Annotated in this window: 19 protein-coding genes; 3 read left to right on the top strand and 16 right to left on the bottom strand. The window is 66.7% G+C overall.

Going from position 1 to position 18,615, the window contains the following annotated elements:
* Window positions 1-23: 23 nt before the first annotated feature.
* Window positions 24-596, bottom strand: coding sequence for a DUF3617 domain-containing protein (locus tag ACQY39_RS01885; protein ID WP_428503206.1), 573 nt, complete (start codon window positions 594-596; stop codon window positions 24-26).
* A 74-nt stretch (window positions 597-670) separates the two neighbouring features.
* Window positions 671-1,612, bottom strand: coding sequence for an alpha/beta hydrolase family protein (locus ACQY39_RS01880; protein WP_428503205.1), 942 nt, complete (start codon window positions 1,610-1,612; stop codon window positions 671-673).
* 179 nt (window positions 1,613-1,791) lie between these two features.
* Between ACQY39_RS01880 and ACQY39_RS01875 the strand changes: the two genes are divergently transcribed.
* Window positions 1,792-2,805: a LysR family transcriptional regulator gene (locus ACQY39_RS01875; RefSeq protein WP_428503204.1), complete on the top strand. Its 1,014-nt coding sequence runs from the start codon at window positions 1,792-1,794 to the stop codon at window positions 2,803-2,805.
* Between the two features lie 105 nt (window positions 2,806-2,910).
* Window positions 2,911-3,372 (top strand): membrane protein insertion efficiency factor YidD, encoded by a 462-nt coding sequence (gene yidD / locus ACQY39_RS01870; protein WP_428503203.1) that lies wholly within the window; start codon window positions 2,911-2,913, stop codon window positions 3,370-3,372.
* Window positions 3,373-3,539: 167 nt separating this feature from the next.
* Here yidD and ACQY39_RS01865 read toward each other — a convergent pair whose 3' ends face one another.
* The 14 genes from ACQY39_RS01865 to ACQY39_RS01800 form a co-directional block, all read right to left on the bottom strand.
* On the bottom strand, window positions 3,540-4,904 hold the full coding sequence (locus ACQY39_RS01865; protein WP_428503202.1) for an ABC transporter permease: 1,365 nt from the start codon (window positions 4,902-4,904) through the stop codon (window positions 3,540-3,542).
* Window positions 4,901-6,328 carry an ABC transporter permease gene (locus ACQY39_RS01860; RefSeq protein ID WP_428503201.1) on the bottom strand — a complete coding sequence of 476 codons (1,428 nt, stop codon included), beginning with the start codon at window positions 6,326-6,328 and terminating at the stop codon, window positions 4,901-4,903. Before ACQY39_RS01860 ends, ACQY39_RS01865 begins: the two co-directional genes overlap by 4 nt.
* Window positions 6,325-7,116, bottom strand: coding sequence for an ABC transporter ATP-binding protein (locus ACQY39_RS01855; RefSeq protein WP_428503200.1), 792 nt, complete (start codon window positions 7,114-7,116; stop codon window positions 6,325-6,327). Before ACQY39_RS01855 ends, ACQY39_RS01860 begins: the two co-directional genes overlap by 4 nt.
* A gap of 19 nt (window positions 7,117-7,135) precedes the next feature.
* On the bottom strand, window positions 7,136-9,310 hold the full coding sequence (locus tag ACQY39_RS01850) for a TonB-dependent siderophore receptor (protein WP_428503199.1): 2,175 nt from the start codon (window positions 9,308-9,310) through the stop codon (window positions 7,136-7,138).
* 103 nt (window positions 9,311-9,413) lie between these two features.
* On the bottom strand, window positions 9,414-9,812 hold the full coding sequence (locus ACQY39_RS01845; protein WP_428503198.1) for a hypothetical protein: 399 nt from the start codon (window positions 9,810-9,812) through the stop codon (window positions 9,414-9,416).
* Between the two features lie 25 nt (window positions 9,813-9,837).
* Window positions 9,838-10,278 (bottom strand): Fur family transcriptional regulator, encoded by a 441-nt coding sequence (locus ACQY39_RS01840; RefSeq protein ID WP_428503197.1) that lies wholly within the window; start codon window positions 10,276-10,278, stop codon window positions 9,838-9,840.
* A 272-nt stretch (window positions 10,279-10,550) separates the two neighbouring features.
* The gene (locus ACQY39_RS01835; RefSeq protein ID WP_428503196.1) at window positions 10,551-11,291 is read right to left on the bottom strand and encodes a GAP family protein; all 741 of its coding nucleotides are present in this window, start codon (window positions 11,289-11,291) and stop codon (window positions 10,551-10,553) included.
* A gap of 361 nt (window positions 11,292-11,652) precedes the next feature.
* Window positions 11,653-11,943, bottom strand: a complete 291-nt coding sequence (locus ACQY39_RS01830) for a hypothetical protein (protein ID WP_428503195.1) — start codon at window positions 11,941-11,943, stop codon at window positions 11,653-11,655.
* 189 nt (window positions 11,944-12,132) lie between these two features.
* A complete protein-coding gene (locus tag ACQY39_RS01825) occupies window positions 12,133-12,585 on the bottom strand; it encodes a ferredoxin (protein WP_428503194.1) in 453 nt (150 codons plus the stop codon).
* A 558-nt stretch (window positions 12,586-13,143) separates the two neighbouring features.
* Entirely contained in the window at window positions 13,144-13,632 is a 489-nt protein-coding gene (locus ACQY39_RS01820) for a hypothetical protein (protein ID WP_428503193.1), read from the bottom strand.
* A 249-nt stretch (window positions 13,633-13,881) separates the two neighbouring features.
* On the bottom strand, window positions 13,882-14,706 hold the full coding sequence (phnE, locus tag ACQY39_RS01815) for a phosphonate ABC transporter, permease protein PhnE (protein ID WP_428503192.1): 825 nt from the start codon (window positions 14,704-14,706) through the stop codon (window positions 13,882-13,884).
* Window positions 14,703-15,548, bottom strand: a complete 846-nt coding sequence (locus ACQY39_RS01810) for a PhnE/PtxC family ABC transporter permease (protein ID WP_428503191.1) — start codon at window positions 15,546-15,548, stop codon at window positions 14,703-14,705. Before ACQY39_RS01810 ends, phnE begins: the two co-directional genes overlap by 4 nt.
* Entirely contained in the window at window positions 15,539-16,375 is an 837-nt protein-coding gene (locus ACQY39_RS01805; RefSeq protein WP_428503190.1) for a phosphonate ABC transporter ATP-binding protein, read from the bottom strand. The genes ACQY39_RS01810 and ACQY39_RS01805 overlap by 10 nt, the downstream gene beginning before the upstream one ends.
* Window positions 16,372-17,238, bottom strand: coding sequence for a putative selenate ABC transporter substrate-binding protein (locus ACQY39_RS01800; protein WP_428510700.1), 867 nt, complete (start codon window positions 17,236-17,238; stop codon window positions 16,372-16,374). The genes ACQY39_RS01805 and ACQY39_RS01800 overlap by 4 nt, the downstream gene beginning before the upstream one ends.
* A gap of 140 nt (window positions 17,239-17,378) precedes the next feature.
* Here ACQY39_RS01800 and selD point away from each other — a divergent pair, with 140 nt between their 5' ends.
* Window positions 17,379-18,467, top strand: a complete 1,089-nt coding sequence (selD, locus tag ACQY39_RS01795; protein WP_428503189.1) for a selenide, water dikinase SelD — start codon at window positions 17,379-17,381, stop codon at window positions 18,465-18,467.
* The last annotated feature ends 148 nt before the right edge of the window (window positions 18,468-18,615 follow it).

Raw genomic sequence — 18,615 nt, 5'->3', positions numbered from 1 at the left:
CCGCCGCGCACTCACTGGCTGGCTCACTTGCTGGTCTTCATCGGCGCGATGCCGCCGCAGTCGCCGCTCAGCCAGCGGCCCTGGCTCTGGACCGACAGGGTTTCGGTCTTGCCGCCGGCGCGGCTGACGGTGCTCATGTTGGAGCTGTAGGCTTCGGGGCTGCTCAGGGTGGTCGTGCCCTCGCCGCTGAGCTCGGGCTCGCTGCAGCTGAAGCGGTTCAGGATCTGTGCGCCCTTGCGTTCCAACTGGTGCTTGCAATTGCCCTGGCTGGAGACCGGCAGTTGATTGAGCGCCGCCTGTTCGGCCGTGATGCAGACCTTGAGCGTCATGGCGCCGGTGGCCAGGTTGGCGTTGACCCCCGCCTTGGCCATCATCTCTTCCATCATCTTGCGCTGCTCAGCCGGCATCTGCGCCAGCTGCTGCTGGGCCTGGGCCATGGCCGCCTGTCGCTCGGGGCTGAGCTGGGGGTTCATCTTGATTTCCCACAGGCCCGGCTTGATGTTCTGGGCCTGGGCCAGCGCGCTGCCGGCCAGCAAGAAGGCTGCACACAGCAGCTGAGGGACGACGGTGCGTGTCTTCATCAAGGCATTCTTCATGCGCGGCTCCTGGGCCCGGCGGGGCCATGGCTGGGGAGCGGCCAGTGTAGCCAGCCATCCTCCGCCATGCCTGCTCAGAGCAAGCGGTCGCGCAGCCGCGGCGTGGCCAGCTCCACCGGCGCCAGCAGCAGGGGCCAGAGCTTGGCGCCGAGCTCGCGCCGGAACATGCCGAAGTGGCCGATGGCCCGCAGGCCGAGCTGGCGCGGGTCCAGGGTGTGGCGCTGCAGCTCGGCGCTGCTGAACTGCCGGCCCAGCTGGTCCACCGCCGGGCCGGGGCCGAACAAGGTGTCGTCCGTCACATTCCACAAATGCACCGGGCCGGTGAAGCGGTGGTAGCCCAGGTCGGCCTGCACGGCCGGGTCGCTGAAAAGGTAGCCCCGGCGGCGGCCCCAGCGTGCCCATTGCAGAGCCGCGCCCTTGGGCAGGTCTTGCGCCCGGCCACCCAGCACCCAGCCCGGCGCATGGCCGAACAGATGGCTCAGGGTCGGTAGCAGGGCATGGAAGAACAGCGCAGCCTTGGCTTTTTGCAGGCCGGCCCAGTAACGGAAATCGGCGGCCTGGGCGGCCACGCCCAGCACTGCGTCCAGCTGCTCGAAGCCGGGCGCCAGCCCGATGGCCTGGCCACCAAAGGAATGGCCAATGGCCAGCACACCCAGCTCCTGGCCTTGCGCCCGCTGCTCGCGTTGGCGCCGGTGCTCGATGGCGCGCAGGGCGGCAGCCATGTCCAGCTGCGCCCATTCACGCAGGCCGGCGCGTTCGTCCCGCACCGAGCCTTGCAGATTGCGGCCGATGCCGCGGTAGTCGTAGCTCAGCACCGCATAGCCGCGGCCGGCCAGCCATTCGGCAAAGCCACGGTAGAAGGGGCTGGCCACGGCCATGGCCGGGCTGATCAGGGCCAGGGCGCGCACCGGGCCGGCCGGCTCCTGCCAGCTGGCGTGCAGCAGGCGGCCGTCGGCGCAGCGCAGGTGCACGGCTTGGGCCGGGGGCAGGGGGGTGGCGCGGGCGGGGCTGTTCATGGGCGGGCTCGGTTCTTGTGGCGAAAGGTGGCGTGGGGTGGTGCGGCGTGGCGCGGTGTGGAATCGCGTGGATCAGCGTGGAAAAAAGTGCCGGCCGGTGGAAAACTCTGGGGCCCAGTCTAGATTGGCAACAATCAAGCGAATAGACTGCTTTGCTTCGACACATTGGTGCTGATTCATTGACAAAGACGCCGAAACCCAAGGCCCCCAGGCTGTCCCTGAGCCGCCGCACGGCGGCCGACCAGGCCCTGGACGCCAATGCCCTGGAGCTGTTCGCCCGCATTGCTCAGGCCGGCAGCTTTGCCCGCGCGGCGCGCGAGCTGGGGCTGACGCGCGCGGCCGTCAGCCGCCGGGTGGCGGCCATCGAGTCCGCGGTGGGCCTGGCCCTGTTCGCCCGCAGCACGCGCAGCCTCGGCCTGACCGAAGCCGGCCGGCGCCTGCAGGCGCGCGCCCGGGTGGTGCTGGAGGCCACCGAGGGCGCCCGCCTGGCTCTGCGCAGCGAGCGCGATCAGCTCGGCGGCACCTTGCGCATCAGCGCGCCGCCGGTCTTCGGCATCCATGTGCTGGCGCCGCTGCTGGCGCGCTTCCAGGCCCTGCACCCGGCCTTGCGCTACGAGCTGCTGTTCACTTATCGGCGTGTCGACCTGCTGGCCGAGGGCGTGGACCTGGCCTTGCGCGCCACCGCCCGCCCGCCCGAGGACTGGGTGGCCCAGCCCCTGCTGCGCTACGCCGTGCGTGCCTATGCGGCGGCCGGCAGCGTGCCGCTGGCCGGGCCGCAGGCGCTGCTGGGGCAGAACTGCCTGCTGGTCGGCCAGCATGAGGACAACACGAGCCTGAGCTGGCTGCACGAGCCCAGCGGCGAGCGGCTGACGCTGACGGAGCTGCGCGCCGGCGCCTGGGGCAATGATCTCGACGCCTTGATGGCCATGGCCCGCCACGGCGCCGGCGTGGTGCTCTGCCCCGACTTCTGCGTCGCACCGGGCAGCGGCCTGGTCGAGCTGCTGCCCGGCTGGCGCCTGGATGTTCAGGAGGGCGAATGGATCCAGGCCCTGAGCCTGCCCATGCCCGCCGGCTCGGAGACAGCGCGGGCGCTGGTGCGCTTCATGCGCGAGGCTTTGCAGCTGGAACTGCCGGGTGGCCGCGTGGAACCGGAAGAGGATTCCGCTTCTAGCGGAACTGGCCGGGCCGTATAGTTCCTAACGCGTCTACCGTGCTGACCTGCGTTGAGCTGCCATGACTGCACGTGCCGCCCGTGCAGGCGTCGCCTGTGCTCTGCCCTCTGCCTTTCTTGGATCCCGATGCGCCGCTTGCTCCTCTACGCCATCCGCTTGTATCAGCGCTACGTCTCGCCTCACAAAGGCTTTGTCTGCGCCTACCGTGTGCATACCGGCCGCCGCAGTTGCTCGGCCCTGGGCTTGCGGGCCGTGCGCCGCTACGGCGTTGTCGGCGGCCTGGACCTGATCCGGCAGCGCACCGCACGCTGCGGTCAGGTACACCGCCGCTACGGCGCCGTGGCGGCCCGGCGCCCTTTGGCGCCGCAGCGCGGGGACTGCGACCTGGGCTGCGATCTACCTTGCGATCTGCCTTGCGATCTGCACGGCCCGCGCGGGCTGGGCTCAAGCCTTTGCGATGTGTTCAGCTGCGATTGCGGCGGGGGCTCCGAGAAGAAGCAAGACAAGCGGCGGGACGGGAAGCAGCGGCAGAGCCAAGGCCAGGGTTTCGGCCTCTTCCCGCCATCGGGGCGCAGAGACTGTGCGTAAGCCCTGAGCCGTTCAGTCAAGCCGCTGAATTTCGGCGTTTGCATCACGCGATGGGTGCTGCAAAAAGATGCAGTTTCAGGGCGTGACTCTCCTCCATTTGCGGGAAGTAAAGCCTGACACCTGCTCCGTTCATTCACGACTCAGACCTGAGATCCGGCCTTCGCTATTCAGCCTCGCGCCGGCCGCACACGCCCGGCTGCCTTGGCGCCCAGCAGCACGGCCGCCAGCCCCATCAGCAGCAAGCCCAGCAACTCAGCGCCCAGCTGAGGCCTTGATCGAGCTTCGGCAGTGAACCGCGGTTGCGCGTCGAAGTCTTGGCTGCGGAAGCGCCGGTCATTGAACACATAGGGGTAGAAGAAGGCGCGCAACCGACTGTGAAAGTCGGCGATGCGGTCCTGGTAGGCCAGCTGCGCTTGAAGATCGGTTTCGGCCTGGCGGTGCAGCGCGGCTTGCACGCCAACACCCGGCAGCAGCCAGCCCAGGCGCGAGGTCCAGTGCTGGCGCGCGAGCAGGCCCTCGCGATAGGCCGCCACCTGCGTCGCCACGCTTTCATCGCCGAGTTGCTGGAAGGCGTAGTACCACTTCCAGTGAAAGCCCTTGGGCAGCGGCGCCGTGTCTCGCCACTCGGGGTGGCTGCGGAAGAACTTCTGCATGGTGGCTTCGGGCGGCAGATCCCAAGCGCCATGCACGGCCTGGCGCTGCGCCAGCATCAGCTCCACACCTTGATTCACCGGCACGGCACGAGTCAGCACCGCGTTGGCGAGGGTCGGAAGGATGAGCGTCAACAGCGCCCAGCAGCCCATCAGCGTCATCGCATGGGCGGCGGAGCTGGCTTTGCGAGTCGCGACGATCAGCGCCAGCCCGGTCCAGAAGGCGAGGTAGGCCGCTGCACTCAGCAGGACGACCGCCAGCGCGGCCACTGGCGTGCCGCTGCTCAGCGCGCCGGCGAGCACCGGCAGCATGAGGCAGACCCAGACCAGCCCGCTGCGCAAACCCGCGCGGCGCAGCCACAGCCGCCGGCCGGAGCCGGCCATGGCCAGCAAGGTATCGAGGCGGCCCGACTGGCGCTCGCCTGAAACCAGGTCGTACAAGAGCGCGATCACGAAGAGCGGCGCCAGATACACCAGCACGAAGGCAAAGTCGAAGCGCCCGGCCAGCGCCAGTTCGGGGTTGGCGCTTTCGCCCTCATGCAACTGAGCTTGCAGCGCCAGGGTCCGCACGCGCAGCACATAGGGCGCGGCGTCGCGCAGGCCCAGCGCGAGAAAGGCGGTCGGAGAGGGCGGGTCCCAGGTCTTGTGAAAGGTGTAGTAAGCGGCCGAGCCGGCATCGCCGCCCTGCGTGTACTTGCGCGCCTGTGCGGTCAGCTCTTGCTGCTGCAGCTCAGCCAGCTGTGCGATGGTCTGCTGCTGGTGCCTGACTTCGCGCAGGCCCGACAGCACGGCCAGGGCCGACAGCAAAAACAGCAGCGCCAGCGCCATCAGCGCCAGTCGCGAGCGCAGCAGCAGACGCCATTCATGGGCAAGCCAGTTCATCGCGTGATCCTCCCCAGACGGCGCGCGGCCAGCGCCAACACCCCTGCCAGGCCTGCCAGCCAGAGCAGCAGCACGCCCGCAGCAGGCGCGGCGCGGCGCAGCGCCTCGCGGGGCGCTGCGGCTTCGTAGTGAAAATCGGCCATGCCCTGCCAGTGCTCGGCACTGATGCGGCTGTCGCGACTGGAGCGGTCGCTGGCATAGCTGAGCTTCTCGGCCTGCAGCCGGTTGAGTTCCTGCACCAGCCGGTAGCGATGGCGCTCGGCCTGCTCGACAAAGCGGCGGTAGTTCTCCAAATCGGTGCCAGCTGCCGTCATGGACAGGCGGCGCAGCGCAATCACCGGGCTCAGCCAGGCGAAGCGGTCGACCCATCGCAGCTGCGCGGCCTGGCGCTCGAAGCTGGCCGTGGCGTAGCGCAGGAACAATGCGCTGGTGAGCCGCTCGCCCTCCATGCCCAGCAGGCCTTTGTAGTTGACCGGCAGGTCTTCCACGCGGCCGACGCTGTACTGCGCGAGCACCTTCTTCTTGAACTCAGCGAAGTAGGGGTCGTTGGCGTTGTGGCTGTCGCCGAGTGCCGCCAGATCGCGCGTCACGGCGATGTCGGTCTCGAAGCGCGTCGGCAGCGGCAGTGCGGCAGTGGCCAACTCGGGGGCCAGTCGCGGCAGCAGCACGACGCTGATCACCCAGACCGCGAGCAGGGCCACCAGAGCGTCGCGGGCGCGGGCGAACCAGGCCGACAGTGCGACGATGCCCAGCGCCCAGATCAGCAGCCACAGACCGTAGCCCGCGGCCAGCAGGGCCGCCAGGCTGAAAGGAGCCGGAGTTGTGAGCCCGATCCACAGCAGTGCCAGCAAGGCCGGCAGCATGGCCAGGGCGGCCACGGCGCTCAGGGCCAGCACCTTGCCCGCGACGATCTGCCGCGGCGCAATGCCTTGCGCGAGCAGCACGCGCAAGGTGCCGGACTCGCGCTCCCGCGCCAGAGAACCATGGCCGATAAAGATCAGCAACAGAGGCGCCAGCACCTGCAGCACAAAGGCCGGCGTGAGCTGGCCGAAGCGCAGCAGCAGAGAAGATTGCCGTACATCTCCGAAGTTGGCACTGTTCTGCCGGTGCCCTTCAAGGTAGAGCGTGTGGCCTGTGTAGGCGTCCACGCCCGAGTCGAAGGCGGCCAGCGGGTTCAGCGGCCGGAACACGAAGTGCCCGTAATGCACCATCCGGTGCGGGTGCCGCTCGGGCTGGGCCTCGAACTCGTGATCCACCTGCGCCTGGTGGCGGCTGCGCTGGGCATCGGCGCTGTGGCGCTGATCCCAGGCGGTGAAGGCGGCCACGGCCGTCAGCAAGAGCAGCAGCGCCAGGCCCAGCACGGCCACGCGGTCGCGCCGCAGCAGGCGCCATTCCTCGCGTGCAATGCGCAGCACCGCGCTCATCGCCGCGCCTCCTGGCTGGCGTAGCGCCGGTGCAGGGCGCGCACATCGAAGCGCTCCTCGCCGGTGTGGCTGGCGGCCGCGACCTCCTCGATCAGGCGCCCGCCTTCGATGAAGCCGATGCGATCGGCCACATCGGCCGCGCTGAGCAGGTCATGCGTCACCATCAACACGGCCACACCTTGCGCGCGCAGCAGCCCGAGCAGGCGGCTGAACTCTCTGGTGGCCTGCGGGTCCAGGCCGGAGGTGGGCTCGTCCAACAAGAGCGCCGGCACCTGGCGCGCCAGCGCCAAAGCAATCGAGACCTTCTGCCGCATGCCCTTGGAGAAGCCCGAGATGCGCCGCCCATGCGCGGCGGCGTCCAGGCCGGCGGCTGCCAGCGCGGCGTCGATGGCCGCCACACCCGCAGGCTGGCCCGCGAGGTGCAGCAGATAGGCGACGTTCTCGCGCGCGCTGAGGTGCTCGTAGAGCGCGACGTTCTCGGGGATGTAGGCGAGCTGGCGCCGGGCTGCGCTCGGGTCCGCCATGGGGTCGATGCCGTTCACGCGCACCTGCCCGCTGCTGGCCTGAACAAAGCCCAGGAAGAGGCTCAGCGTGGTGGTCTTGCCGGCGCCGTTGGCGCCCAGCAAGGCGTAGATCTCACCGGCCCCGACCCGCAGGTCCAGGCCGTGCAAGATGGTGCTGGCGCCATAGCCGGCGATCACGCCGCGCGCTTCGAGGGCGGGCCGGCGTAGGGCCGCGGCGTGCGGCAAGGGAGCTTCACGAAACTCCGTGGTGGCGGTCACTGGCATGGTGTGCATGTGCTGGGCCTCAGAACTTGGCCTGCAGGCCCACGGTGGCGCTGCGCGCCGTGCCCGGTGCCACCCAGAGGCGGCTGTAGGAGCTGGTGTAGTACTGGGTGTCGAACAGGTTGTCGATGTCGAGCGTCAGGCGCAGCTTGGGCTGGATGCGCCAGTAGGCGACCAGCTTGGCCGTGGTGTAGGCCGGCAGCTCGAAGGCTGGCGTGCCGGCCTTGGCCTCGGCCTGCGTGCGCGCTTGGCCTAGTCGCGCGCCCATGTGCGTGAACCCGCCGCCGATGCTGAAGCGCTGGCCGTTGGCCAAGGCGCTCTCGTAGACCGCCAGCACGCTGCCATTGACCTTGGGCACGTTGAGCAGGCGCCCGCCGACTTCCAGGCTGTTGTCTTGGGTGATCTCGACGTCGTTGAGCACCAGGCTGGCGTTCACGCGCCAGTTCGCGCTCAGCTGCCCGGCCAGGTCGAACTCGAGGCCGCGGCTGCGGATCTCGCCCGCCGCCACGGAGAAGCCCGCGTTCACCGGGTCAGCGGTCAACACATTGCGCTTGCGGATGTCGAAGAAGGCTGCGGTGGCACCGATGCGCCGGTCCGCGCTTTCCCACTTGCTGCCCAGCTCGAGCGCGCGGCCGGTCTCTGGCTCGAAGCCCTGCAAGGCGAAGTCCGAGCCGACATTCGGTCGGAAGGAGCGGCCGGCGTTGGCATACACGGTCCATTGCGGCGTTGGCAGCCAGGAGAGGCCGACACGGGGCGAGCTCGACGAGGGCTGCTGGCTTGCGGTGCTGTCCTTGAGCCGGTTGTGCAGCGACTGGCGGTAGTCATCGAAACGAAGGCCGGCCACCAGGCGCCACTCGGGCGCGAGCTTGATCGCGTCCTGCAGGTAGAGCGCGGTATTGCGCTGGCGCTCCAGCGTGTCGGTGTTGGGCAGGGGCAGCGGTTGGGCCTGGCCGTAGACCGGATTCTGGATGTCGATGGCGTAGGCCTGCGTGGCCGTCGGGTTCACGCGTCGCATCACCGAGTCCATGCGAAAGCGAAAGCTCTCCAGCCCGAGCAGCACTTCATGCTCGATGGCGCCGGTCTTGAGGTTCCCTTGCAGCTCGGCTTGCAGCGCGACGTCTTCCGAGCCGTAGTCGCGGAAACGCCGCTGGCGCGTGAGCGTGGTCTTGTCAGGGCGCAGCGCGGTGGCCTCCGTCGAGAAGCCTTCCATCGAAGTTTCGCGGTAGGACAGGCCGAAGCGGCTGCGCCAATCGGCATTCCACTCATGCGAGAGGATGAGCTGATGGGTCTGATTCTTGACCGTCACCTCGCCATCGGCCGGCTCGCCCAGGAAGCGGTCGCGGCTGATGGCGCCCAAGCGGTTGTCGACTGCAACGACGCCCCGGTCCAGCGGGCTGGCATGCCGCAAGAGTTCGCCCACGTAGTCCAGCTGGGTGGCCTGGCCAAGTCGCCAGCTGAAGGCTGGTGCGAGCACTTCGCGCTTGGCGCTGATGTGATCGCGGAAGCTGTCGCGGTCTTCCACGGCCAAGTTGAGCCTGTAGGCGAGGTTCTCGCCGATGGGCCCGGTGCTGTCCAGGGCGCCGCGCCGCAGGCCATAGCTGCCCAGATAGGCCTCGACGGAATGGGCCGCACTCCAGCGCGGGCGCTTGGAGACGATGTTCAGCGTCCCCCCCGGTTCGCTGCTGCCGTAAAGCGCGGCCGCCGTGCCCTTGAGAAACTCGATCCGCTCGACGCCGGCCAGATCGCGCGGTGCATTGAAGCCGCGGTTCGAGGAGAAGCCGTTCAGCAGCGTGGCCATGCCGGTGTTCTCGTTGCCGGGCAGGCCCCGGATGGCGATGTTGTCCCAGAGGCCGCCGAAGCTGTTCTGGCGCGAGACGCCGCCGACGTAGTCGAGCACATCGTCGAGCTTGGTGGCACCGAGGTCATCGATCGCCTGGCGTGTGACGATGCGCACCGATTGCGGCAGCTCCCGCAAGGCGAGATCGGTTTTGGCCCCGGCCGCTTCGGCTGCGTGATACGCGCCAGATTCCGTGCGCCCGACCAGTTCGACCGCAGGCAGCTGCGCGGCCTCGGTGCCGGTCTTGGCGGGTTCGGCATTCACGGGTCCGGTGTACAGGGCGGCCACAGCGAGAGACAGAGGAAGAAGGGGAAGAACGGCAAGGCGCGCGCCGGGCGCGGAGCGGGGTGTGGAAAGCATGAGGAGAAACTCGGAAAGACGAACGACGATGCCGAGCCGCCAGCTGGACGCCGGGGCACGGAACTGTGTGATGAGGTCAAGCGCTCCGCCAGGACGGCGGGCTTCAGCAGGCGGGAGGGTCGCGCGCGGCGAAGGGCCAATAGTCGGGGCTGGGGACGAAGCCCCGTGCCGGCTGCGGCCGTGGCAGCTCGGCCAACCAGGCCGGTGTGTGCGGAGGGGCAAACGCTGTCAGCCCGACGCCCAGATCGGCATAGGCAAAGCACCAGGCGCAAGCGCCTTCGAGGGCTTTGCCGTGTGCGGCTCCGTCGGCCGAGGGGTCCGCGGCCGTGGTCGACTGCGTCGAGACGGCAGCGAGCGTCTGCCGCAGATGCGAGCCCTCGTGGGCCGGCCTTCCGGCGGCCGCGTTGAACAACACGGCCAGCATGAGAAAGCGGACCAGCAGCTGGCGCAGGGGCAAGCGCTGACCGCGAATCATCGAAGTCAGGCGCGTGCCAAGGTTCATGCCGTGGGTGGCCAAGCGTCCCCCATCAAGTCGGCGCATGCCGACCTGCCGGCGTCTTGCTATTCGGCGTCTTGCTATTGCCCGACGCCTTCTTTGGCGTGGCGCAGTCGCTGCAGCGGCCGTACAGGGTCAGCTCATGCCGTTCGACCTGGAAGCCGGCCGGCGCGAGCCCGGACAGATCGCCGGGGCAGGCGTGCACATCAAACACACGCATGCACTGGGTGCACTGGAAGTGGTGGTGGTGCTCATGGCGCGCGGATTCATAGCGCGGGCTGTCGCCCGGCAAGGACACGGCGCTGATCTCACCGGCATCGAGCAGCGCCTTGATATTGCGGTAGACCGTGGCCAGCGAGAGGGCCGGCACCTCCAGCTGAGCCGCTTCCAGCACCTCCTGCGGCGACAACGGTCGCCCCGCGGCGTCGATGACGGCGCGCAGGGCGGTGCGTTGGCGGGTGGATCGTTCCATGGGCTGGAGGAGGCGTGGCAAGCAAGGTCGCTTGCCGCATTATTGCAAATGAATTCTCATTTGCAATGGGGCGCACCCGTCCTGTTTAGGCGAAGCCCATCCAAACCAGCCCGGGTCGGCCGCCAAGCATCAAGGCGCAGGTAGGCAGCACGAGGCAATGCATCGCGATGCCCCGGCATTCGTAATGAGGGTCAGGTCTTGCCTTGAAACTGAAGGTATGGCCCTGTCCTCGGCCTGTCCCGCCTCGCTACATGCGACGACACAATGCCTCTTCAGGGCCCATCGAGCGCGTTCCAGCCGTCGCTCACCATATACAGGCCGAGCAAAAACACCACCCAAGCCGTCGCCTCGTTTGCATTGCGGGAGAGAAATGCCTCCACCTTGGTCAAGATGGGCGCGACATGCTCGTGTAGAAAAAGCCGCGCTGCCAGTAGCAGCAATGCTGGAGCGATCATCACCAGACAATAGCCAAACAGCACCGCAGCGCGCCCCGCCAGCGACAACTCCGATGCGATCAAGACACCGATCGCAGCCAGATACGGGATCATCGATGCCGCCTCGATGACGGCTGCTGTCAAGGCCAGCGCAATGACCGCACCGACGGGGGCCGATGCATCGGTCGCACGCTCCCGCATCCGCATGTGGAGGCTCGGCCCGTGGCGGGCTATCTTTTCCGCGCGGCGGGCCTCGCGACGCTCCTTGCCCGCTTTCGTCCAAGGCTCCATGAGTACACCGAGCACCATCAGCCCGATACCGGCAATCCATTGAGCGACCCGTAGCGCTTGCAAGTTTTCCGCCTTCTGCAAGGCGGCGAGCAGCGACGGAGCTCCGAGTAGCAAGGCAATCCCCAGCAGCAGATAGAACGCGGCCACCGTGCCAAGGAACAAGAGAATCCTTCCCGGTCTCGGGCGTACGGGAGCCAACATCAACCACAGGGGGATGAGCAAAGTGCCGAAGCTGGTGCTATCGATCAGCGCCAGTACGGCCAGCGGGGCGAGCAGTTCGAAGTTCACCGCGAGCAGCCCGTCAACGCATCTACTGGCGTCTGAACTACACCGTCATCTGGCTCGGTGAAAGCAACAAACATGAATCGCTTCAAAGCTGAGACTCCTTTTCTTTTGCAAACAACAGAACTCAACTCGTGTTCCTTGCAGGTATGTCCCTTGCTGCCGCGCTGGCGCAGACTCGGTGCCTCATGGGTCCCCGTCTATACGCCAAGGGTCAGGTCTTGCCTTGAAACTAGAGGCCTGACCCCGGCCCCGTGTTGGAATTGGAATCAGGCGGAGGGGACGTGTCCGGCCTTCGCAGCGAGGGTCAGGTCTTGCCTTGAGAATCAAGAATCAAGACTTGACTCCGTCCTTGGGGTTCGGCATCTCAGAATCTCTCAACTTGCACGCCTCCGTGAGCCGCCGTTCGACGTGCAGTCACTTCAATGTAGAAATGCGCGATAGCTAGTGAAACCCACGTACCCAGCACGGTGGCTGCAATCGCAATGTGCGCCTCGAATCCAGTGATTAATGTCGCGAGGCTAACAATCACACCAACAAGAAACGTTGCCAAGAAGGCGATCGAAGCCATTGCGTTTGCGCCGGCCTTGAACCAAGCCTCACGCTCCTTCACGAACTGAGGCGCGTTTGGCGGAACGTCGTCACGATCTTCGACCATCGATGGCTCCCTCTTTGATTTCTTGCCGCGTGGTGATTTCAGCCAAGAGGCTCAACGTTGAAGCTGAGGGGCCGGAGCCAGCTGGCCGCGCGGAGCTGAAAATACACAGGCAGCGTAGCGCGGCCTGCTGGCGGAGGTCCACTCGAGCGTAGGGTTAGACCTTCCGCGCAGGAAATACGTGCGCACGCGCTACGCTCCGATTCCGAGCCAATGGAGGAAGCGACGGAACACTGTTGGGTCGCCACACGATTTGTGAGATGAAGCGCTTCCCGTCAAATCTTGACTTGCCTTCCATGTCGCAAATCGCGCAGCCCGCTCTGCTTGAACAATTGCGTTTCGTTCTTTGAGGTCGGGATTGAGTACATCGCATTGCTCGCCCTCGCCTGATTCCACCAAGCGGATCTGAATTGCTCTATCTGTACCCTTGTAGCGGATGCATCCGATGTCTTGCACTTCAAACGCCAAAATCATGCGATCCACTTCGTCGGTCGCCGTGGGTTGCTTGCGAACATAGCAATGCCCGTCTGGGTCGTATTCGAATAGATCGGGAGCCTCCGTTGTTGGCATTCCACAAGACGTACAACAACCGTCTTCGACGTAGAAATCTCCTGGTACGTTGGATTTGTGCGGAGTACAGGCCATTGAAATTCGGAGGTCTAACTATGTTTTCGGGCGACTCAAGTGCTGCATATTGCCGAGACCACGCCCACACTCTGTCTTGGCACCTCGACTGGTCATCGCAGCGAGCGTATCGATCCGTCGATTTCCGAGGTTTGTACCACGCGTATAGAGCCACGAAGGGTCGCACACCCTGGAGATGACTTTCCACCTTTTGCGGGAGAGATTCGGGGTCAAGTCTTAAATATTAAGTTTCCCTGATCGCGCCGCCATTAGCCACCTCTCAACTTCCGGCCCTAATGGCCTAAGGGATGTGCAATTTTGTCAGTGCTAGGTTCCAAACGAAACTACGAGGAACCACAGTGGCGCGGGTGAGCAAACTTTTGAGTGACGCTGACCGGGCGCGGAAGATGGATGAAGAGGTCAAAAATGAGGACTTAATATTTAAGGCTTGACCCCGAATTCGACAGAAGCCGGCCAAACTCGTCCAGCGGCCGAAATTCGGGGTCAAGTCTTAAGTATTAAGTATTAAGTATTAAGGCTATATTCCATAGCAGGCTTCTGAAGCCCATTGTTGACTATCTACTTTCTCTTGATGAAAATGGTGAGTACTAGAAAAATAGCGAGAAATCCAAACGGATAGTCAAACTCAACGCTAAATCCATTTGACTTAATGTCGCGCTCCCATTTCTTTTTCATCTCAATTTCATTGCCGCTCAGCCATACACGCGCATGAATATCTCTAACGCCTAAAGCTAAGCGCTGATTGACATCGCCGTTGATAGTGACCCAGGAAACCTCAGCGAGCCTGCCTACCGCATATTTATTGCAACCTCTGCCAGCCCAACCGAAAACTCTTCCATAGCTGTCAAGGTATTCGATTCCATTGATGATGTACTTTCCAGTAGTATTTCGACCGCCGTGTGCGATGATGCAACTCACCACACCAACATCCCTGTGGACTTCATGAATTTCAATGACGGGCGGAGTGCGAAGGCGCACAAGAAAGAGGAAACCTATCAGGGCTGCAGCGGCGGCAAGTCGAAGACTTATGGAAACAATTGGCTTCATCGCTGCGTCACTTGAGTTTCAGTGTCATTTCATCAGTTCTTTAACGTCTTTTGCAAATATTGGCCAACACATCTGTGGCCTATTTGAGCTGGAGACTCCTATTTCAAGTCTCCGTCCTCAATACTATTGATCCCCTGTTGACTTCAGCAATAGATCGATTTTTAGACTGCTTTGCAAAAGCTCTCAACATACGCGTGCCCTGGAATCTGGGTCAATTCTCAGCTGCTAAGTTTTTCGGCCCCCGCCGCCTCACCTTCCCAACCTCCACCTCAACACCCCACTCAAGCCATCCACCAGCCCCACCAGCCCCAGCATCGCGATCAAGACCGTGGCGGTCTTGCCCATCTGGAACAGGCCCAGGTGGAAAGCCAGCTGCTGGCCCAGGCCGCCGGCGCCGACCACGCCTAAGACCGCCGCTGCGCGGATGTTGTTCTCCCAGCGGTAGAGGGTGTAGCTCAGCCATTGCGGCAGGGCCTGCGGCAGCTGGGCGTAGAAGAACACTTTCAGTGCGCCCACGCCTTGGTTGCGCAGGGCTTGCGCCGGGCCGGTGGGCAGGTTCTCCAGGGCCTCGGCGAACAGGCGGCCGAGCACGCCGCCGGTGTGCAGGGCCAGGGCCAGGGTGCCGGCCATGGGGCCCAGGCCAACCGAGATCAGCAGCAGGCTGGCCCAGACCAGCTCGGGCGCCGCGCGCAAGGCATTGAGCAGCCAGCGGGTGGGCACGCGCAGCGCCCCTGGCGCGCCGGCCGGCAGGGCCAGCAGCAGGCCCAGGCCCACCGCCAGCAGGGTGCCCAGGGCGGACATGGCCAGGGTCTCCCAGGCGCCGCGTGCGACCTTGAGCAGGAAGTCGGGCCGCGTCTCGGGCGGGAAGAATTCGCCGCCAAAGCGCGCCATGCTTTGCCAGGCCTGCAGCGAGAGCAGCTGGCCCCAGGGCAGGTCCAGCGAGGCGAAGCTGGCCACCACCAGGCCGGCCAGGGCCAGCAGCAATACCCAGGCGCGGCGGCGCGCGGCGCGCAGCTCCGGCGGCAGAGCCAGCAGCGGCGCGGGCGTTTTTTCCGTTGTATTTGTTGTCCTCATGCCAAGGCCTTGCGCAGCGCGGCACTGAGTCGGTCGGCCAGGGCCACCAGGGCGACGAAGACCAGCAGCAGGGTGCAGACCTCGTCGCCGCGGAACATCTTCATCGAGTTGTCCATTTGCTGGCCCAAGCCGCCGGCGCCGACAAAGCCCAGCACCACCGAGCTGCGCACCGCGCATTCCCAGCGGTAGACGGTGTAACTGGCCAGCTCAGCGGCATTCTGCGGCAGCAGGCCATAGGCCAGGGCCTGCAGGCGCGAGCAGCCATTGCGCAGCAGGTTCTGCGCCACGGCGCCGTCGCCGCTTTCCAGGATCTCGGCATAGACCTTGCCGAGCATGCCGCCATAGCTCAGCGCAATCGCCAGCACGCCTGCCGCCGGCCCCAGGCCCAACACCCGCACCAAGGCCAGGGCCCAGACCAGCTCGGGCACGCTGCGCAGCAGCACCATCAGCCCGCGCAGGAACTGGCGCAGCCAAAAAGGGCCGCGCGCCATGCGCCCGGCCAGCGCCGAGATCGACAGGCTGCGCGTGGCAGCCAAGGCAAGCGGCACGGCCAGCAGCAAGGCCAGGCTGATGCCCACAGTGGCCATGGCCACGGTGCGCCAGGTCTCGCGCAGGAGCAGGGCCAGGAAGTCGGCGCTGTGGGCCGGGGGCACAAAGTCGGCCAGGAACTGGCCGCTGGCGCGCAGGCTGTCGGGCTGCCAGAGCAGCCAGGGGCGGAACTCCGTGGCCTGCAGCAAGGGCCAGAGCAGGGCCAGGCCGGCCAGGCTCCAGAACAAGCGGCCCTGCCAAGCCGGGTCGCGCAGCTGCGGCGCTTTCAAAGATGAAGGCGCGCTCACCGGCATTGCATCAGCACCGCCGGCGCGGTGGCCGGCAGGTCTTCTTCATGGTCTGCCGGCGCCCAGGCTTGCAACTCGTCCTCATGCTGGGCATAGAGCTTGGCCAGCAGGCCCGGGCTCACCTGCGCGGCCGGCAGGTCGAACTGCAGCCGGCCTTCGCGCAGGCCGACGATGCGCGGGAACTGCGCCAGGGCCAGCTCCACCTGGTGCAGCGAGGCGATCAGGGTGACGCCGCGCCGGCCGGCCTCGGCGCGCAGAAAGGCCAGGGCCTGGCTGGCGCGGTTGGGGTCCAGGGCCGAGAGCGGCTCGTCCAGCAGCCAGAGCTGGGCTGGGGCCAGCAGGGCCCGGGCCAGGGCCACGCGCTGGCGCTCGCCGCCCGAGAGGCGGTCGACGCGCTCGAACAGCTTGTCGGCCAGGTCGAAACTTTGCAGGGCGGCATGGGCCGCTGCCAGATCTTGCGGGTAGATCAGCGAGCGCAGGCTTTGCAGCAGGCTCATGCGCGGCAGGGCGCCGGCCAGCACGGCGGTGACCACGCGCTGGCGCGGCGGCAGCGGCGGCGTCTGCGGCGCCAGAAACAGCCGGCCGCGCAGGCGCTGCAGCTCGCGCCGCGGCAAGGCCCAGGGCTCGGCGTCGTCCAGCTGCAGGCGGCCGGCGCTGGGCGGCAGGGCGCAGGCCAGGGCATGGAGCAAGGTGGTCTTGCCGGCACCCGAGGGGCCGATCACGGCCAGGGCCTCGCCGGCGCTGACGCTCAGGTTCAGCGGCGCCAGGGCGGGCGCCCGGCCGGCGGCGGCCGCCGGGTGGCGGGCCGCCAGACCTTGCAGCTCCAGTTTCAAAGCAGGCCGGCGCTGCGGGCCGCGGCCTCGATGCCCTTGTAGTTCTCGACCTTGCTCGGGATGAAGCGGGTGGCGCGCTGCAGGTCCAGGATGTCCTTGCCCTGGGCGGTGTCGCGGCTCAGGCTCAGAAAGGCCTGGCTCAGCTTGTCGCGCAGCGCGGCCGGCATGTCGGCGTGGACGCTCCAGTTGTAGTCGTAATAGGGCGGGGTGGTGAAGAACACGCGCACGCGGGCGCTGTCCACCTTCTTCTCGGCCACGAACTTGTCCCAGACCGAGATGTTCAGCGCACCAGCCTGGACCTTGCCCGAGGCGACGGCGGCGATGGTGGCGTCATGGGCGCCGCTGTAGGCGACGCGCTTCAAGTCACGGTCGGGGTCCAGGCCGGCTTGCAGCAGGAAGCTGCGCGGCATCAGATGGCCCGAGGTGCTGCTCTGCGAGCCGAAGCTGAGGTCGCGGCCTTTCAGGTCGGCCAGCTTTTGGATGGCCGGCTCGCTGGTGATGAAGACGGAGCGGAACTTCTCGTCCTCCTCGCGCTGCACCAGGGGGATGATCTTGCCGCCCGAGCGCACATTCGCCTGCACAAAGGTGAAGCCGCCGAACCAGGCCAGGTCGACCTTCTTGCTGGCCAGGGCTTCCACCGCGGCCGCGTAGTCGGTGACCGGGGTGAACTCGACCTTCATGCCCAGCCGGCTTTCCAGGTAGGCGACCAGGGGCGCGGCCTTGCGGGCCAGCTCGGTCGGCGCCTCGTCGGGGATGGCGGTGACGCGCAGCACTTGCTGGGCCTGGCTGGCCCCGGGCAGGGCGGCCAGCAGCAAGAGGCTCAGGGCGGAGCCCAGCAGGGCGCGGCGGGGCAGGGCAGTCATCGGTTTCATGGTGGGGTGGGTGTGCGGGTTGGCAAGGCCGCTATTCTCGGGCCTGGGCGCTTGTTTGCTTTCTTGCAGCGGCTATGCTGCGCGCCGCTTCGTTTGTCTTCGTCTTTGACCCTCCCGCCAGAAAGCCCGCCATGAGCGCCAGCACCGCCCCGGTTTCGCCCAGCGACACCTCGACTGAAGAACCCCGCCTGACCTCCCTGTCGCACGGCGGCGGCTGCGGCTGCAAGATCGCGCCGGGCGTGCTGTCGGAGATCCTGCGTGGCACGGCCGGCATGGCCCTGCCGCCGGAGCTGCTGGTGGGCATTGAGACCGCCGACGATGCCGCCGTCTACCAGCTCAACGAAGAGCAGGCGCTGATCGCCACCACCGATTTCTTCATGCCCATCGTCGACGACCCCTTCGACTTCGGCCGCATCGCCGCGACCAATGCCATCAGCGATGTCTACGCCATGGGCGGCCGCCCCATCATGGCCCTGGCCCTGGTGGCCATGCCGATCGCACGCCTGTCCGTGGCCACCATTGGCCGGGTGCTGGAAGGCGGCGCGGCCATCTGCCGCGCGGCCGGCATCCCGATTGCCGGCGGCCACACCATCGATTCGGTCGAGGCCATCTACGGCCTGGTGGCCCTGGGCCTGATCCACCCCAAGCGGGTCAAGCGCAATGCCGATGCCCAGCCCGGCGACGTGCTGCTGCTGGGCAAGCCCCTGGGCGTGGGCGTGATGAGCGCGGCGCTCAAAAAGGGCGCGCTCGACGCCGCCGGCTATGCGCAGATGCTGGACAGCACCACCCGCCTGAACACGCCCGGCCCCGATCTGGCGGCCCTGGACGGCGTCCATGCGCTGACCGATGTGACCGGCTTCGGCCTGGCCGGCCATGCGCTGGAGATGGCGCGCGGCGCCGGCTGCAGCCTGGAGCTGGACTGGGCGGCCGTGCCCCTGCTGGATGGCGTGCGTGCCCTGGCCGGCCAGGGTTACGTGACCGGCGCCTCGGGCCGCAACTGGGCCGCCTATGGCGCCGAGGTGGAGCTGCCGAACGGCTTCGCGCCCGAGGACCAGGCCTTGCTGAGCGACCCACAGACCAGCGGCGGCCTGCTCGTGGCTTGCGCGCCGGCCGAGGTGGCGGCGGTGCAGGCGGTGTTCGCACGCCATGGTTTTGCCCGCGCGGCCGTGGTCGGCCGCATGGCCGAGGCGAGTGCGCAGCCGCGTGTTCGTCTGCGTTAGCACTTGATCTAGAGCTTTGCCGGGTGGGCTCCGCCCGCCCGCCAGTCATGTCGGCCATTCCGCAGCTCGTCGCTTGGCCTCGGCCGAGGCCGGGCTGCCTGTCTATCGTGCCCTCACTCGTCACTTTTTGCCGAACTGGAGCACCTGA

The organism is Roseateles sp. (assembly GCF_965262435.1).
In the GTDB taxonomy this organism is placed as follows: domain Bacteria; phylum Pseudomonadota; class Gammaproteobacteria; order Burkholderiales; family Burkholderiaceae_C; genus Paucibacter_A.
The sequence above is the reverse complement of the archived record's forward strand: the minus strand, read 5'-3'. Positions and strand labels throughout refer to the sequence as shown.